General features: G+C 71.7%; 15 protein-coding genes. 6 read left to right on the plus strand and 9 right to left on the minus strand.

What is annotated here, in order from left to right; all coding sequences use genetic code 11:
• Positions 1–4: 4 nt before the first annotated feature.
• The 3 genes from ACF09E_RS28745 to ACF09E_RS28755 form a co-directional block, all read right to left on the minus strand.
• On the minus strand, positions 5–931 hold the full coding sequence (locus ACF09E_RS28745; RefSeq protein ID WP_392208243.1) for a MerR family transcriptional regulator: 927 nt from the start codon (positions 929–931) through the stop codon (positions 5–7).
• 105 nt (positions 932–1,036) lie between these two features.
• Positions 1,037–2,827: an SDR family oxidoreductase gene (locus tag ACF09E_RS28750; RefSeq protein WP_392208245.1), complete on the minus strand. Its 1,791-nt coding sequence runs from the start codon at positions 2,825–2,827 to the stop codon at positions 1,037–1,039.
• Positions 2,827–3,672, minus strand: coding sequence for a M24 family metallopeptidase (locus ACF09E_RS28755; protein WP_392208247.1), 846 nt, complete (start codon positions 3,670–3,672; stop codon positions 2,827–2,829). The genes ACF09E_RS28750 and ACF09E_RS28755 overlap by 1 nt, the downstream gene beginning before the upstream one ends.
• A 274-nt stretch (positions 3,673–3,946) precedes the next feature.
• Between ACF09E_RS28755 and ACF09E_RS28760 the strand changes: the two genes are divergently transcribed.
• The 4 genes from ACF09E_RS28760 to ACF09E_RS28775 are packed head-to-tail and all read left to right on the plus strand — an operon-like array spanning position 3,947 to position 7,503.
• The gene (locus ACF09E_RS28760) at positions 3,947–4,909 is read left to right on the plus strand and encodes an ABC transporter ATP-binding protein (RefSeq protein WP_388801228.1); all 963 of its coding nucleotides are present in this window, start codon (positions 3,947–3,949) and stop codon (positions 4,907–4,909) included.
• On the plus strand, positions 4,906–5,808 hold the full coding sequence (locus ACF09E_RS28765) for an ABC transporter permease (RefSeq protein WP_361852739.1): 903 nt from the start codon (positions 4,906–4,908) through the stop codon (positions 5,806–5,808). The genes ACF09E_RS28760 and ACF09E_RS28765 overlap by 4 nt, the downstream gene beginning before the upstream one ends.
• 49 nt (positions 5,809–5,857) lie before the next feature.
• Positions 5,858–6,769 (plus strand): ABC transporter ATP-binding protein, encoded by a 912-nt coding sequence (locus ACF09E_RS28770; protein WP_388800857.1) that lies wholly within the window; start codon positions 5,858–5,860, stop codon positions 6,767–6,769.
• 14 nt (positions 6,770–6,783) lie between these two features.
• The gene (locus ACF09E_RS28775; RefSeq protein WP_361852733.1) at positions 6,784–7,503 is read left to right on the plus strand and encodes an ABC transporter permease subunit; all 720 of its coding nucleotides are present in this window, start codon (positions 6,784–6,786) and stop codon (positions 7,501–7,503) included.
• Positions 7,504–7,640: 137 nt separating this feature from the next.
• Here ACF09E_RS28775 and ACF09E_RS28780 read toward each other — a convergent pair whose 3' ends face one another.
• Both ACF09E_RS28780 and ACF09E_RS28785 read right to left on the minus strand, forming a co-directional pair.
• A complete protein-coding gene (locus ACF09E_RS28780; protein ID WP_392208249.1) occupies positions 7,641–8,939 on the minus strand; it encodes a CynX/NimT family MFS transporter in 1,299 nt (432 codons plus the stop codon).
• Positions 8,939–9,616, minus strand: coding sequence for a FadR/GntR family transcriptional regulator (locus ACF09E_RS28785; RefSeq protein ID WP_392208251.1), 678 nt, complete (start codon positions 9,614–9,616; stop codon positions 8,939–8,941). Before ACF09E_RS28785 ends, ACF09E_RS28780 begins: the two co-directional genes overlap by 1 nt.
• Positions 9,617–9,740: 124 nt before the next feature.
• Between ACF09E_RS28785 and lpdA the strand changes: the two genes are divergently transcribed.
• Positions 9,741–11,144, plus strand: a complete 1,404-nt coding sequence (gene lpdA / locus ACF09E_RS28790) for a dihydrolipoyl dehydrogenase (protein WP_392208253.1) — start codon at positions 9,741–9,743, stop codon at positions 11,142–11,144.
• Between the two features lie 56 nt (positions 11,145–11,200).
• On the plus strand, positions 11,201–11,857 hold the full coding sequence (locus ACF09E_RS28795; protein WP_392208458.1) for a rhomboid-like protein: 657 nt from the start codon (positions 11,201–11,203) through the stop codon (positions 11,855–11,857).
• A 106-nt stretch (positions 11,858–11,963) separates the two neighbouring features.
• Here the strand turns inward: ACF09E_RS28795 and ACF09E_RS28800 are convergent, their stop codons facing one another.
• The 4 genes from ACF09E_RS28800 to efeB all read right to left on the minus strand — a co-directional run bounded on the left by ACF09E_RS28800 (position 11,964) and on the right by efeB (position 16,836).
• Complete coding sequence (locus ACF09E_RS28800; protein WP_392208256.1) at positions 11,964–12,770, minus strand: HAD family hydrolase; 807 nt, start codon at positions 12,768–12,770, stop codon at positions 11,964–11,966.
• On the minus strand, positions 12,767–14,056 hold the full coding sequence (serS, locus tag ACF09E_RS28805; RefSeq protein ID WP_392045211.1) for a serine--tRNA ligase: 1,290 nt from the start codon (positions 14,054–14,056) through the stop codon (positions 12,767–12,769). The genes ACF09E_RS28800 and serS overlap by 4 nt, the downstream gene beginning before the upstream one ends.
• Before the next feature lie 497 nt (positions 14,057–14,553).
• A complete protein-coding gene (gene pheA, locus ACF09E_RS28810; protein WP_392208258.1) occupies positions 14,554–15,489 on the minus strand; it encodes a prephenate dehydratase in 936 nt (311 codons plus the stop codon).
• A gap of 81 nt (positions 15,490–15,570) precedes the next feature.
• A complete protein-coding gene (gene efeB, locus ACF09E_RS28815) occupies positions 15,571–16,836 on the minus strand; it encodes an iron uptake transporter deferrochelatase/peroxidase subunit (protein ID WP_392208260.1) in 1,266 nt (421 codons plus the stop codon).
• Position 16,837 lies beyond the last annotated feature (1 nt).

Below are 16,837 nucleotides of genomic sequence, written 5' to 3' on the forward strand. Positions count from 1 at the left end.
ATTGTCACTCCGTGACGCGAGTTGTGGCAAGAGCATCCAATGTCCGCTTGTGTACCTCTCGTTCGGCAGCCGCCGCGACGAAGGCGGCGACGCCCTCCGAGCCGACGAGATCCTGAACGGCCCGCACCGTCCCCGCCGGTAGCGTCACCGGCCGCGGCTCGTCGTCCCGCACCGGCGGCGCGTCCGGAGACAGATGGAGCTGAAGGTGCCGGGTGGCCAACAGTCGCATCGCCCTAGCCAGTTCGGCGTCCACGGTCTGCTGGGCCAGCGGCCTGAGGCGGCGGACCATCGTCGCGGCCTCGTGCGCGTCGGCGTCCGTCGGCGGCCGGTGCTCCAGATAGCGGGCGAAGACGTGCTCGGTCGTGAACTCCAGGAAACGGGAGGCTATGTGCTCCACCTGGTCCCGAAGTTCCCTCAGATGCCCGGTGATCGCGCCGAGCGGAACGCCCGCCGCGTACAACTCGGCTGCCACGGCGAGCTCCTGGGGACTCGGTACGAGGTACTCCTCCGTCTCCCGGTCCGGCAGAGGCTCCAGTACGCCGAGCTCGACGGCCTCCAGGATGGCCGCCTCGTCCGGTGTGCCGCCGAAGCGGGCCTCCAGCTCCGCCCGGGAGATCCGGTCGGCCTGCTCGTCCGTCCACGGACCGTGCACCTCGGCGACGAGGCCGAGGACACCGCCGAGCCCCCGGCCGGTGTCCCAGGCCTCCAGGAGCTCCTTGATCGAGGCCAGCGTGTAGCCCCGGTCGAGGAGGTCGGCGATCTGGCGGAGCCGCGCGAGGTGCGCGTCCCCGTACACGTTCGACCTGCCCCGCCGCTCCGGGCGGGGCAGCAGCCCGCGGTCCTGGTAGGCGCGGATCGTGCGGACCGTGGCGCCGCTGTGGTGGGCGAGATCCTCGATCCGGTACTCCGGCTGTGCTGACTGCTCGGACAAACCCGCTCCCACCGACCGCTCGCTCCACCCCGCCGCCGCGGGGCCCTGTGCAGGCCACCGATCGTACGACCGCCGCGCGGCGAGGGCCCCCGCGCGGTCCGACCGCTACGCCGGCGGCTGCCACCGCGCGAAGGCCCGGAGCGTGCCCGGGCTGAGCCGCGACAGGACGTGCGCGCCCCGCGCCTCGGGGGTCACCGGGACGACCGCGCGGTTGTGCAGGACCGCCGCCAGGATCGCGTCCGCGACCTTCTCCGGCGGGAAGTTGCGCAGCCCGTACAGCCGGGAGGCCTTCCGGCGGCGCCGCTTCTCCTCCGCCTCGTCGCTGACGCCCGCGAACCGCGCCGTCGCCGTGATGTTGGTGTTGACGATGCCGGGGCATATCGCGGAGACCCCGATGCCCTGCTCGGCCAGCTCGGCGCGCAGGCACTCGCTCAGCATCAGCACCGCGGCCTTCGAGGTGCTGTACGCCGGGAGGGCCCGGGAGGGCTGGAACGCCGCGGCGGACGCGGTGTTGACGATGTGGCCGCCCTGGCCGCGGGCCGTCATCTGCGCGCCGAAGACCCGGGATCCGTGGATCACGCCCCACAGGTTGACGTCGAGGACCCGCTTCCACTCCTCGGCGGTCGTGTCGAAGAAGGACCCGGTGAGCCCGATGCCCGCGTTGTTGACGAGGACGTCGACCACTCCGTACTCGCTCGCCACCTTGGCGGCGAGCTTCTCCATGGCCTGCTCGTCGGCGACGTCGACGGTCTCGCCCCAGGCCTCGGGGGCCCCGATCAGCCGGGCCATCCCGGCCGTGCGGGCCGCGCCCTCGGCGTCCCGGTCGACGGCCACGACACGGGCCCCGGCCTCCGCGAACGCGAAGGCGGTGGCGCGTCCGATGCCGCTGGCGGCACCGGTCACCAGGACCAGCTGCCCGCCGAACCGCTCCGCGTACGCCGGCTTCACCCCGCTCCTCGCCTTCGCCGGGACGGGCGCGGCGGCCCGGGTCGCCGGGTCCTCATGGGCCCGGACGAAGTCGCCGATCCAGGCGGAGAGCTGGTCGGGCCGGGTGCGGGGCACCCAGTGCTTCGCGGGCAGCGTGCGCCGGGTCAGGTCCGGGACCCAGTCGCCCAGGTCGTCGTAGAGCCGCTCGGAGAGGAAGGCGTCGCCGGTCGGGGTGATCAGCTGCACGGGCGCGTGCGCGTACGCGTCGGGGCGCGGCCGGCCGAGGCGGGACCGGACGTTGTCCCGGTAGAGCCAGGCGCCGTGCGCCGCGTCGCTCGGCAGCGACGGCGTCGGGTAGTCGCCGGCCGGGACCTTCTCGACGCGCTCCAGGATCCTCGGCCAGCGCTTGCCGAGCGGCCCGCGCCAGGCGAGCTCCGGCAGCACGGGGGTGTGCAGCATGTACACGTACCAGGACTTGGCCCCCTGGCCGAGGAGCTGGCCGACCCGGCGCGGGGTGGGCCGGCTCATCCGCCGCTTGATCCAGTGCCCGAAGTGGTCGAGGGAGGGCCCCGACATCGAGGTGAAGGAGGCGATCCGGCCCTCGGTGCGCGGGACGGTCACGAACTCCCAGGACTGCACCGACCCCCAGTCGTGGCCGACGAGGTGGACCGGCCGGCCGGGGCTGACGGCGTCGGCGACCGCGAGGAAGTCGTCCGTCAGCTTCTCCAGGGTGAAGCCGCCGCGCAGCGGCGCCGGAGCCGTCGAGCGGCCGTGGCCGCGCACGTCGTAGAGGACGACGTGGAAGTCCTCGGCGAGCCGGCCGGCGACCTCCGTCCACACCTCCTTGGAGTCCGGGTATCCGTGCACGAGCAGCACGGTGGGCCGGCCCTCCTCGCCGAGCTCGGCGACGCACAGTTCGATCCCGCCCGTACGGACCCAGCGCTCCCGCGCTCCGTTCAGCCCCGCCATCAGACCGCTCCCTCGTTCCAGCGCCGCACGTGCGGCAGATCGTCGTCCAGCCAGAACGCGCTCTGCTCGGGATCCCCGGAGTCGGTGACGACCAGGATCTCCTCGAACTTCGCGCCCGTCCCCCGGAATCCGAGGTGCGGCTCGACCGCCCACAGGCCCGGCTGCGGAGGGTGGTCGGAGAAGGTGTACGGCGACCAGAGCGGCGACCAGCCGTCCCGGTGGCCGTGCAGGGCGTCGCTCGCGAGGCCCTTGAGCGCCTGGGTGCCGAAGCCGAAGACGGTCGGCGACCAGCGGCGCTCCTTCACCCGGTCGATCTTGTGGGCGATGAGGCCGAAGGGATAGGCCCGGTGCCGGTTCGCGTATCCCTGGCGGACCATGAGGCGGTCGACGTCCTGGTAGATCTCGCGGAGCGTGCGGCGCTCGCGCACCTCGCGCAGGATCAGCTCGCGGTGCTCCCGGAGGTCGGCGAGCAGCTTGTCGTGGAGCGGGTCGAGGCCGAGGCAGCCGCTGTAGCCGATGTCGGCCGTGTACCCCTTGAACACCGGGGCCATGTCGAGGATGAACGGCATCCCCGGTTCGAGGCGCCGGTTCGTCGGGAAGAACTGCAGCGGGATCCTGAAGCCGGTGAAGGCGGTGCGGTCCCCGAACCAGGCGAACGGCCGGTGGAACCAGTCCCGGACACCCCGCTCGTACAGCCACTCGCGCTGCATCCGGGCGGCCTCGCGCTCGGTCACGCCCGGCTTGAGCTGAGCCGCGACGGCCTCCGCGCACGCGTAGGAGAGCCGCTGCACTTCCCTGAAGCCCCGCAGCTCCGCGGAGAGTTCGCCTGTCACTGGTGAGGCCATGCCACCCGCCGTCCCGTGTGAGCGCCCGACTGCGCTACGCGTCCGTAACTTGACACCGATGAATGTGACAATGCTCGGCGGCTGCGTCAAGGGGTCGGACCGCGGCCTGTGGAGAACCGGTCGTCCCAGCCGCGCCGCGGGGAGCCGCGGACCCGGGCGGAAAGACTTTCGTCGCGAGCTCCCCTACTGGCATGTACTCCTCTGGTCGGACAAGGATCGAGCCGTTGGGCTGACGACCCCTGTGGCGCAGACCACTACCGTCGGAGGCGTGACTGTGATCGCGACCGAAAGCCTCAGCAAGCGGTACCCCCGGGTGACCGCTCTTGACCGGCTCTCCCTGGACATCGGGCCCGGTGTGACCGGACTCGTGGGTGCCAACGGAGCCGGCAAGTCCACCATGATCAAGATCCTGCTCGGGCTCGCCCCCGCCACGGAGGGCACCGCCCACGTCCTCGGGATGGACGTCCGCACGTCCGGTGCCGAGATCCGCGAGCGCGTGGGCTACATGCCCGAGCACGACTGTCTGCCGCCGGACGTCTCGGCCACCGAGTTCGTCGTCCACATGGCGCGGATGTCCGGGCTGCCCGCGACCGCCGCCCGTGAGCGGACCGCCGACACCCTGCGGCACGTCGGTCTGTACGAGGAGCGGTACCGCCCGATGGGCGGCTACTCGACCGGCATGAAGCAGCGCGTGAAGCTCGCCCAGGCCCTGGTCCACGACCCGAAGCTGGTCCTCCTGGACGAGCCGACCAACGGTCTGGACCCGGTCGGCCGGGACGAGATGCTGGGGCTGATCCGCCGGGTCTGGACCGACTTCGGCATCTCGGTCCTGGTCACCTCGCACCTGCTCGGCGAGCTGGAGCGCACCTGCGACCACGTCGTCGTCATCGACGGCGGCCGGCTCCTGCGCTCCAGCTCCACCAGCGACTTCACCCGGCAGACCACGACGCTCGCCGTCGAGGTGACCGACTCCGACACGCACACCGACGGCACGGCGGCCCTCCGGGCGGCCCTCGCCGCCGCGGGCGTCACCCTCCACGAGGGCGTGGAGGAGGGCCTGCCCGGTGCCGGTCACATCCTCCTCCTGGAGGCCCCGGGCGAGGAGACGTACGACCTCGTGCGGGACACCGTCGCCGACCTCGGCCTCGGTCTCGTCCGCATGGAGCAGCGCCGCCACCACATCGCCGAGGTCTTCCGCCCCGAGGCGTCCCAGCACGAGGAGGTGCCGGCCCGATGAGCACCCCCGCCCCCCAGGCCGCTCCCGACACGACCCGCATCCACAACATCGGCTACCGCTCCTACGACGGCCCGCGCCTCGGCCGGGCGTACGCGCGCAGGTCGCTGTTCTCGCAGTCCCTGCGCGGCGCGTACGGACTGGGCCGCAGCGCCAAGTCCAAGGTGCTGCCGATGCTGCTCTTCGGCGTGATGTGCGTGCCCGCGCTGATCATCGTCGCGGTCGCGGTCGTCACCAAGCAGTCCAAGCTGTCGATCGAGTACACGCAGTACGCGATCTTCCTCCAGGTCGTCATCGGCATCTACTTGGCCTCGCAGGCGCCGCAGTCGGTCTCCCGCGACCTCCGGTTCAGGACCGTGCCGCTGTACTTCTCCCGGCCGATCGAGCGCGCGGACTACGTGCTCGCCAAGTTCGGCGCGATGGCCTCGGCGCTGTTCCTGCTGACCGCGGTCCCGCTGCTCATCCTCTGGATCGGCTCGCTGCTGGCCAAGATGGACTTCGGGACGCAGACGCAGATGTTCGGTCAGGGACTGGTCTCCGTGGCCCTGCTCTCGCTGCTCTTCGGCGGCGTCGGGCTGGTCATGGCGGCGCTCACCCCGCGCCGCGGCTTCGGCGTCGCCGCCGTGATCGGCCTGCTCACGATCTCGTACGGAGCGGTCTCGACGCTCCAGGGCATCGCGTACGGCACGGACAACCCGGGCGCCATCTCCTGGCTCGGCCTGTTCTCGCCGATCACGCTCATCGACGGCGTGCAGACCGCCTTCCTCGGCGCGCCCTCCTCCTTCCCCGGCGGCGAGGGACCGGGTGCCGGCACCGGCGCGGTCTATCTGCTGGTCGTCCTCGCACTCGTCGCCGGCTCGTACGGCATCCTGATGCGCCGCTACCGAAAGGTCGGGCTGTGACAGCCCTCCCGTCGCCCGCCACCACCCCTCTAAGGAATGGGCCGCGCCCATGAGCATCCTCACCATCGACCACGTCTCCCGCTGGTTCGGAAACGTCGTGGCCGTGAACGACGTCACGATGACGGTGGGCCCGGGTGTCACCGGCCTCCTCGGGCCGAACGGCGCGGGAAAGTCCACCCTCATCAACATGATGGGCGGCTTCCTCGACCCCTCCACCGGCAGCGTCACCCTCGACGGGCAGACGATCTGGGGGAACGAGTCGGTCTACCGCGAGATCGGTGTCGTGCCCGAGCGCGAGGCGATGTACGACTTCCTCACCGGCCGCGAGTTCGTCGTGGCCAACGCCGAACTCCAGGGCCTCGGCGCCACGGAGGCCCAGCGGGCCCTGGCGACGGTCGAGATGGAGCACGCGCAGGACCGCAAGATCTCCACGTACAGCAAGGGCATGCGGCAGCGCGTGAAGATGGCGTCGGCCCTGGTGCACGACCCGTCGGTGCTGCTGCTCGACGAGCCGTTCAACGGCATGGACCCGCGCCAGCGCATGCAGCTGATGGACCTGCTGCGGCAGATGGGCGCGGACGGCCGCACGGTGCTGTTCTCCTCGCACATCCTGGAGGAGGTCGAGCAGCTCGCGTCCCACATCGAGGTGATCGTGGCCGGGCGCCACGCGGCCTCCGGCGACTTCCGCAGGATCCGCCGCCTGATGACGGACCGCCCGCACCGCTACCTGGTCCGCTCCAGCGACGACCGGGCACTGGCCGCGGCGCTGATCGCCGACCCGTCGACGGCGGGGATCGAGGTCGACCACGCCGAGGGCGGGCTGCGCGTGCAGGCCGTGGACTTCGGCCGGTTCACCGAGCTGCTGCCGAAGGTCGCGCGCGAGCGCGGGATCCGGCTGCTGACGGTCTCGCCCTCGGACGAGTCCCTCGAATCGGTCTTCTCGTACCTCGTCGCGGCCTGAAAGGAGCCTGACCGATGTACAACCCCACAGTCGCCCGGCTCACCTACCGGGCCCTGCTCGGCCGCCGCCGGGCCCTGATCCTGTTCCTGCTGCCCGCCATGCTGCTGCTGATCTCGGCGGCGGTGCGTGCCTTCAACGGCGCGGACGACCAGGTCGCGGCCGATGTCCTGGGCGGCTTCGCGCTGGCCACGATGGTCCCGCTGATCGGCGTGATCGCCGGCACGGGCGCGATCGGCCCGGAGATCGACGACGGTTCGATCGTCTACCTGCTGTCGAAGCCGGTGAAGCGGCCCTCGATCATCTTCACGAAGCTGATCGTCGCCATCGCCGTGACGATGGTCTTCTCGGCGGTGCCGACGTTCGTCGCCGGCTTCATCCTCAACGGCAACGGCCAGCAGGTGGCCGTGGCGTACACGGTGGCGGCGCTCGTGGCCTCCATCGCGTACAGCGCGCTGTTCCTGCTGCTCGGCACGATCAGCCGCCACGCCGTGGTCATCGGCCTGGTCTACGCCCTGGTGTGGGAGGCCCTGTTCGGCTCCCTGATCGAGGGCGCGCGGACCCTGAGCGTCCAGCAGTGGGCGCTCGCACTGGCCGAGAAGGTCACCGGCGACGGCCTGGTCACCTCGGAGGTGAGCCTCACCACGGCGGTCGTGCTCCTCTCCGCCGTCACGGTCGTGGCGACCTGGTTCGCCGGGTTCAAGCTCCGCACGCTGAAGCTGGCCGGCGAGGAGTAGGAGCGGACACGCACGCGGTACGGCTCCGAGGCCGGGCGCCCCACCCCGGGAGCCCGATCTCGGAGCCGCACCGCGCCCCCCTCCTCTCACCCGGTCCGTTCACCCGGTCCGCGCGCGGTCCGTTCACCCCGTCCGGTTCACACCGTCCGGTCCCGGGCGGCGAAGAGCCCCACCGTGAGGGCCGCCGCGCAGACCCCGAGGACCACGGCGAGGGGCAGCGTCCAGGAGCCGGTGGCCTGATGCAGGGCGCCGGCCGCGAGCGGGCCCGCGGCGGCGAGCAGATAGCCGACCGTCTGGGCCATGCCGGAGAGCCGCGCCGCGGTCACCGCGTCCCCGGAGCGCAGCACGATCAGCGTCAGGGCGAGGCCGACCGCCCCGCCCTGGCCCACCCCGAGCACCGCGGCCCAGAGCCAGGCCCCCTCCACCGGCGCCACCATCAGACCGGCGTAACCGGCCCCGACCAGCGCGGTGACCAGGACGATCAGCGGACGCTGGCTCCGCATCCGGCCGGCCAGCAGCGGCACCACGAAGGCACCCGCGACCTGGACCAGGTTGTTGAAGGCGAAGACGACACCGGCCGTGGAGCGGCTCATCCCGTGGTCGGTGAAGATCGTCGGCATCCAGGCGATCAGCACGTACGACCAGAGCGACTGCAGTCCCATGAAGAGCGTGACCTGCCAGGCCAGTGCCGAGCGCCAGACGCTCACCCGGCGGGTGCCGGCGGCCGGGACGGCCCGTACCTCGTGGCCGGTGCGGCCTCGGGCGATCAGCACCTGGGGCAGCCAGGCGACCGCGGCGAGCACGGCGAGCAGGGACCAGAAGCCGAGCGAGCCCTCCCAGCCCCCGCCGAGCGCCTTCTCCAGCGGCACGGCGGCCGCCGCCGCGACCGTCGCACCGGCGATCATCGCGCCCGTGTAGACCGAGGTCATCGCCGCGGCCCGGTCCGGGAAGTCGCGCTTGATCAGGCCGGGCATCAGCACGTTGAGCAGGGCGATCGCGGTGCCGACGAGGATGCCGCCGCCGTACAGCGCGTACACGGAGGGCAGCACGCGCGCGAGGATGCCGACGGCGAGCAGCAGCAGGGCCGCGAGCAGCACGCGTTCGGCGCCGAAGCGGCGCCCCAGCCAGGGGGCGACGAGCGCGCCGACGCCGAGGAACAGCACCGGCACCGAGGTCACGAGCGAACTCGCCGTGGCGGAGAGGCCGAAGGCCCCGGATATCTCGCCGACCAGCGGCGCCACACCGGCGAGCGCGGCCCGCATGTTCAGCGAGGCCAGCACGATCCCGACGAGGAGCAGTGCCGGGTGCGCCGACAGCGCCCGCCGGGCGGCCGCACCGGCGGCCGACGGCCGGACCCCGGCCTCCGCGTCGACGAGCACGGCCGGCGGCGCGGGCGGGTCCCCGGCCGATCCCCTGGTCCGGGTCTCCGCGCGCATCAGGAGTCCTCCGTGAGTGCCGCGACCGTCTCCATCGGGAGCCGCAGCAGTTCGCGGGCCCGGCGTTCCGCCGTCTCCGGGTCGCCGGCCTCGATCGCCGCGACCAGGGCCGCGTGGGCGTCGATGTCGACCGGCGGCATCTCGCGGTCGCCGAGGGCCTCCACGAGGACCTCGTGGACCTGGGCGGAGAAGAACCGGTACACCTCGACGAAGGCGGCGTTGTGGGTGGCTCCGACGACCGCGAGGTGGAAGGCGAGGTCGGCGTCCGCGTTCCGGTCGCCCTCCTCCCGCAGCGTGGTGAGGGCCGCCGCGAGGCGCAGCAGGTCGTGGGTGTCCCGCCGGGCCGCAGCGAGCCGCGCGGCCTCGGCCTCCAGGGCGACCCGCAGTTCGAGGACGTCGGCCGCGCCCGCGTGCCGCACCCCGCGCAGCACGGCCGCCGGATCGGCGGTCGACCTGACGAAGGTGCCGTTGCCCTGGCGGGATTCCAGCAGGCCCGCGTGGACCAGCACCCGGACCGCCTCGCGGACCGTGTTCCGGCCCACACCGAGCTGCTGGGCGAGCTCGTGCTCGGTGGGGATGCGGTCGCCGACCGCCCACTCGCCGTCCGCCAGCTGCGTCCGCAGCTGGTCCACCACGGAGTCGACCAGCGAGGTCCGTCCCGTCGCCCTGAGTGCCATGCCGTTCCGACCTCTCCATTCGCCCGGTTGCCCGGTCATCCTACAACTGACCCGTGCGGGGGACACCGGACTACTGTGGGCCCGTACGCGGACCGAACACCCTCACCACCCTCGGGAGTCAGTCATGTCAGACCGCTTCGACGTCGTCGTACTCGGAGCTGGCCCCGGCGGCTACGTCGCCGCCATCCGCGCCGCCCAGCTGGGCAAGCGGGTCGCGGTCGTCGAGGAGAAGTACTGGGGCGGTGTCTGCCTGAACGTCGGCTGCATCCCCACCAAGGCGCTGCTGCGCAACGCGGAACTGGCCCACATCTTCAACCACGAGGCCAAGACCTTCGGCATCAAGGTGGACGGCACCGTCTCCTTCGACTACACCGAGGCGTTCCGCCGCAGCCGCTCGGTCGCGGACGGCCGCGTCAAGGGCGTCCACTTCCTCATGAAGAAGAACAAGATCACCGAGTTCGACGGCCGGGGCACCTTCCTCGACGCGAACACCCTCCAGGTCGCCAAGTCCGACGGCACCTCGGAGACGATCCAGTTCGACAACTGCATCATCGCCACCGGCGCCACCCCGCGCCTGCTCCCGGGCACCGCCCGCAGCGAGCGCGTCGTGTCCTACGAGGAGCAGATCCTCGCCGAGGACGCCCCGCAGTCGATCGTCATCGCCGGCGCCGGCGCGATCGGCATCGAGTTCGCGTACGTCCTGAACAACTACGGCACCAAGGTCACGATCGTCGAGTTCCTCGACCGGATCGCGCCGCTGGAGGACGAAGAGGTCTCCAAGGAGCTGGCGAAGCAGTACCGCAAGCTCGGCATCGACGTCCTCACCTCGACCCGGGTCGAGGCCATCGACGAGTCCGGCCCGCAGGTCCGCGTCACCGTCACCGGCAAGGACGGCGCCCAGAAGGTGCTGGAGGCCGACAAGGTCCTCCAGGCCATCGGCTTCGCCCCGAACGTCACCGGCTACGGCCTGGAGGCCACCGGCGTCGCGCTCACCGAGCGCGGTGCGATCGAGGTCGACGGCCGCTGCCGCACCTCCGTGCCCCACATCTACGCGATCGGCGACGTCACCGCGAAGCTGATGCTCGCGCACACCGCCGAGGCCATGGGCGTCATCGCCGCCGAGACCATCGGCGACGCCGAGACCATGGAACTCGACTACCCCATGATCCCGCGCGCGACCTACTGCCAGCCGCAGATCGCCAGCTTCGGCTGGACCGAGGCGCAGGCCCGCGAGAAGGGCTTCGACGTCAAGGTCGCCAAGTTCCCCTTCGTGGCGAACGGCAAGGCGCACGGCCTCGGCGACGCCACCGGCTTCGTCAAGATCATCGCGGACGGGACGCACGGCGAGATCATCGGCGCCCACCTGATCGGCCCCGACGTCACCGAGCTGCTCCCCGAGCTGACCCTGGCGCAGCAGTGGGACCTCACCGTCCACGAGGTCGCGCGGAACGTCCACGCGCACCCGACGCTCGGCGAGGCCGTGAAGGAAGCGATCCACGGCATTGCCGGACACATGATCAATTTCTGAGGTTTCCCACGGCTTCGGGTGATAGGCACTGAAAGGTGCCCACCGACGCCAGCGGAATCCGCGGAACCCCGCCGGGTGGCGAACCGTCCCGACCGATCAGGTCGTGGGTGCGTTCGTCACCCGGCACCCATGTCTGGCTCGGGGTCATCGCGATCACCAGTCTGGTCATCGCGCTCTCCCCACAGGGCCTCGACACCTATCTGCTGCACCGCAACAGCAGCAATCTGCACCAGCTGTCCCACCATCCGCTGCGGGCCCTGCTCGGCAGCGCGTTCTGGATCGAGAACCCGGCCGACCTGCTGCTGTACGCGGCGCTGTTCGAGCTCGTTCACGCGCCCGTGGAGCGCTGGATCGGCACGCCCAAGTGGCTCTTCACCGTCGCCACCGCCCACATCGCGGCCACCCTGATCAGCCAGCAGGTGGTCCTCGTCGCCATCCGCCTGCACGACGTGCCGCGCAGCATGGCGCACGTCGTCGACATCGGGGTCAGTTACGGCCTCGCCGCGTCGGCGGGCATCCTCACGTACCGGCTCGCCCGGCCCTGGCGCTGGCTCTACCTCGCCGGGGTCGTGGCCTTCTTCGTCGTGCCGCTGCTCACCGACCGCACGTACACCGACCTCGGACACGCGATCTCGCTGGCCGTCGGCCTCGCCTGCTATCCGCTCACCCGCGGAAAACCGGTCGACCCCGAACGGGGGGCGGGCGCACACTAGTTGTACGGGGGAAACGGGGGCTCCCCCGTGGAGAGGGGGCGGCCGCTTCGAGCGCGCGGACTTCACGTCCGCGCGGGGCCGCCCCCTCTTCCCCGTCGGGGATCCGTCAGGCCGACAGGAGGCGCTCCAGGACGACGGCGATGCCGTCCTCCTCGTTCGACGCCGTGACCTCGTCCGCCACCGCGCGCAGTTCCGCGTGCGCGTTGCCCATGGCCACGCCGTGGGCGGCCCAGCCGAACATCGGGACGTCGTTGGGCATGTCGCCGAAGGCGATCGTCTCGGCGGCCTTCACCCCGAGCCGGCGCGCGGCCAGCGAGAGGCCGGTCGCCTTGCTCAGGCCGAGCGGCAGGATCTCCACGATGCCGGGCCCGGCCATGACGACGTCCACGAGACCGCCGACGGTCTCCCGGGCGGCCCGGGTGAGCTCGTCGTCCGTCAGCGTGGGGTGCTGGAGGTACACCTTGGTCAGCGGCGCCGACCACAGCTCCGCCGGGTCCTCGTACGGCACGTACGGCAGCGGGCCCTCGTGGACCCGGTAGCCGGGGCCCATGATGACCTCGCCCTCCAGGCCGTCGCGGCTGGCGGCCAGCGCGAGCGGGCCCACCTCCGCCTCCAGCTTGGACAGCGCGAGTCCCGCGAGCTGCCGGTCCAGGGTCAGCGAGGTGAGCAGCCGGTGCTCCCCCGCGTGGTAGACCTGCGCGCCCTGGCCGCACACCGCGATGCCCTCGTAGCCGAGGTCGTCGAGGATGTGACGGGTCCAGGGCACCGCCCGGCCGGTGACGACGATGTGCGCGGCACCGGCCTCCGTGGCGGCGGCGAGCGCGTCCCGCGTGCGGGCCGAGACGGACTCGTCGGCGCGCAGCAGGGTGCCGTCGAGGTCCGTCGCGACCAGTCGGTAGGGGAAGGTGCTCACTTGGCGATCGGCTCCAGGACCTCACGGCCGCCGAGGTAGGGCCGCAGCATCTCCGGGACGCGCACGGAACCGTCGGGCAGCTGGTGGTTCTCCAGGATCGCCACGATCGTGCGCGGGACGGCGCAGAGCGTGCCGTTGAGCGTGGCGAGCGGCTGCACGGTCTTCTTGCCGCCCTGCTCGTCGCGCATGCGGACGGAGAGGCGGCGGGCCTGGAAGCTGTCGCAGTTCGAGGCGGAGGTCAGCTCGCGGTACTTGCCCTGGGTCGGGATCCACGCCTCGCAGTCGAACTTGCGGGAGGCGGAGGCACCGAGGTCGCCGGTGGCGACGTCGATGACCTGGAACGGCAGCTCCAGGCCGGTCAGCCACTGCTTCTCCCACTCCAGGAGCCGCTTGTGCTCGGCCTCGGCGTCCTCCGGCGCGACGTACGAGAACATCTCGACCTTGTCGAACTGGTGGACGCGGAAGATGCCGCGGGTGTCCTTGCCGTACGTGCCGGCCTCGCGGCGGAAGCAGGGCGAGAAGCCCGCGTACCGCAGGGGCAGCTTGTCCGCGTCGATGATCTCGTCCATGTGGTACGCCGCGAGGGGCACCTCGGACGTGCCGACGAGGTAGTAGTCGTCCTTCTCCAGGTGGTACACGTTCTCCGCGGCCTGGCCGAGGAAGCCGGTGCCCTCCATGGCGCGCGGACGGACGAGCGCCGGGGTCAGCATGGGGATGAAGCCGGCCTCGGTGGCCTGCGCGATCGCCGCGTTGACCAGGGCGAGCTCCAGGAGGGCGCCCACGCCGGTCAGGTAGTAGAAGCGCGAGCCGGAGACCTTGGCCCCGCGCTCGACGTCGATGGCGCCGAGCGCCTCGCCGAGCTCCAGGTGGTCCTTGGGCTCGAAGCCCTCGGCCGCGAAGTCGCGGATGGTGCCGTGCGTCTCGAGGACGACGAAGTCCTCCTCGCCGCCGACCGGGACGTCGGTGTGGACGATGTTCCCGAGCTGGAGCAGCAGCCGCTTGGCCGTCTCGTCGGCGTCGTTCTGCTCGGCCTCGGCGGCCTTGACGTCGGTCTTGAGCTGCTCGGCCTTCTGGAGGAGCTCGGCGCGCTCCTCCGGGGTGGCCCTGGGGATCAGCTTGCCGAGCGCCTTCTGCTCGGATCGGAGCTCGTCGAAGCGGACGCCGGACGACCTGCGCCGCTCATCGGCGGAGAGCAGGGCGTCGACGAGCGCGACGTCCTCTCCACGGGCGCGCTGGGAGGCGCGAACACGGTCGGGGTCCTCACGGAGCAGGCGAAGGTCAATCACCCCACCAGGCTACCGGTGCGTGTTCACCCGCCCCCACCGGATAACGTCACGCGTGTTGTCACGAGTGGCGTTATGCCCGAATTGATACCCGTGAGAATGCCGGGATCCGGGCGCCGCATTCAGTTATCCACAGGCTGTGCGGAAGATCTGTGGACTACGGGGAAGATCGCGTGGATTTCCCGACCGACTCCTGAGAATTCCGTGATCAAACACCATTGAACCACTCATTTGGGTGGGAATTGCTCGCTCTGAAGAGTTGATCGGGAGAACGGTGCTGACGAGGGCCGCTTTTCCCCGCTGTGGACAGCTCGGCGGCGCCGGAGAGTGGCTAGGGCGATTTGTCGACCTTGTCGGGGTGGGCTGTCGACTTGTCCCCAGGTCGAGCCCGCACCCTGTGGACAACTGCTGTGGGTAACTGAAAAATATGCAGGTAGGACTAGTGGTTCGCACCTGTGGACGAACGCTCCCGCCGAGGGGAGCGTTCGGTCACCATCGGGTCAGGCCCGACCGTCCTGGGCCCTCGCCAGCCAGTCGGAGGCCGCCATGAACTCCCCGTCCGAGGTGCCGCGCCGCAGCGCCGCCACGCCCTCGACCGCGACGCCCGCCCTCGGGTACGAGCCGAGGAAGCGCACCTTGGGGCAGATCCGCTTGAGCCCCATCAGCGCCTCGCCCACCCGCCGGTCCGAGATATGGCCCTCGGCGTCCACGGCGAAGCAGTAGTTTCCGATCCCCGCCCCCGTGGGCCGGGACTGGATCAGCATCAGGTTCACCCCGCGCACCGCGAATTCCTGGAGCAGTTCGAGGAGGGCACCCGGATGATCGTCACCCAGCCACAGCACCACCGAGGTCTTGTCCGCGCCGGTCGGCGCCGAGGGCCGGGCCGGCCGGCCCACCAGGACGAACCGCGTCTCGGCGTTCTCCGCGTCGTGGATCTCGGTGACCAGGGCCTCCAGGCCGTAGGTCGACGCCGCGAACTCCCCGGCGAACGCGGCGTCGAAGCGGCCCTCCTGCACCAGCCGGGCCCCGTCCGCGTTGGACGCGGCCGACTCCCACAGCGCCTCGGGCAGGTGCTCCCGCAGCCAGTTCCGGACCTGCGGCTGGGCCACCGGGTGGCCCGTGACCGTCTTGATGTCCGACAGCTTCGTCCCCGGCCGCACGAGCAGCGCGAAGGCGATCGGCAGCAGCACCTCGCGGTAGATCATCAGCGGCTCGCCGGAGGCGAGTTCGTCGAGGGTCGCGGTCACCCCGCCCTCGACCGAGTTCTCGATCGGCACGAGGGCGGCGGCCGCCTCCCCGTTCCGTACGGCGTCGAGCGCGGCCGGCACCGAGACCATGGGGACGAGTTCCCTCGTCGCGGCCTCGGGCAGCGTACGCAGCGCGGCCTCCGTGAAGGTGCCCTCGGGGCCGAGATACGTGTACCGGGTGGCGGACATACCGTCACCCTAATGGGCCCCGGAGCCCCGGGCCGCCCGTCCGGCGCCGCGCGCCCGCCCGGCGGGCGGCAGACCGGGAGGTCAGGACTCCAGGAGCCGCTGTCCCACGTACTCGCCCTCGGCGGGGCCGCCCGGCACCGCGAACAGGCCGCTCGACTCGTGCCGGATGAAGGGGGACAGCGCGTCGCCCCGGTCGAGCTTGCGCTGCACGGGCACGAAGCCCCTCAGCGGGTCGGCCTGCCAGCAGACGAAGAGGAGGCCGGCGTCCGGCGTGCCGTCCGGAGCGATCCCGTCGTGGAAGGAGAACGGCCGGCGCAGCATCGCCGCCCCGCCGTTCTGTTCGGGGGCGGAGATCCGGGAGTGGGCGTTGTCCGGGATGACCGTCGTCCCGTCGGGACCGCGCTTGTCCAGGTCGAGCTCGGTGGTCTCGGTGCCGCCGGTGAGCGGGGCCCCGTCGGACTTCCGCCGCCCGATCACCTTCTCCTGCCGGTCGAGGGGCAGCTTCTCCCAGTCGTCGAGCAGCATCCTGATCCTGCGCACCACCGCGTAGGAGCCGCCGGCCATCCACTCCGTCGCGCCCCCGGTGCCCGCCGGGACGAAGACGCGCCGGTCGAAGTCGGGGTCGCTCACCTTGGGATTGCCCGTCCCGTCGACCTGACCCATCAGATTGCGGGCCGTCATGGGCTGGGCGGTGGCACCGGCCGAGCGGTTGAAGCCGTTCATCTGCCAGCGCACCCGGGCCGCGTCGCCCGCGTCCTTCTGGAGGGCGCGCAGCGCGTGGAAGGCGACGAGCGCGTCGTCCGCACCGATCTGGACCCACAGATCGCCCTCCGAGCGCCGTGCGTCCAGGGCGTCGGCGGAGAAGGCGGGCAGCGGGTCGAGCGCGGACGGGCGGCGGGCGGTGAGCCCGGTCCGGTCGAAGAACGTACGGCCGAACCCGAAGGTGACCGTCAGGGACGAGGGGCCCGCGTCGAGCGCCACACCGGTGTCCCCGGCCGGTGCCTTGCCCGCCATCAGCGCCTTCGCCGTCACCGACCAGCGGCGCAGCAGGGCCGCCGACTCCTTGCGCCCGGCCCCGGGAGCGAGGTCGAAGGCGATCAGATGGCCGCGGGACTGGAGGGGGGTGGTGATGCCCGCCTGGTGTTTCCCGTGAAACTTCACCTCGGTCGCACCGACGGAGGCCAGCGCGGGTGCCCCGCCGGCGCCGGTTCCGCCGTCGCCGTCCGATCCGGCCGCGGTGACCCCGATGCCCCCGGCCGCGCCGATGACCAGACCGGCCGCGCCCGCCGCGCCGACGGTGCCGAGCAGGCGCCGCCGGGAGATCTCAAGGTTGTCGTTCTCGGTCACG

Source organism: Streptomyces sp. NPDC014891 (assembly GCF_043081085.1).
Lineage (GTDB): Bacteria > Actinomycetota > Actinomycetes > Streptomycetales > Streptomycetaceae > Streptomyces.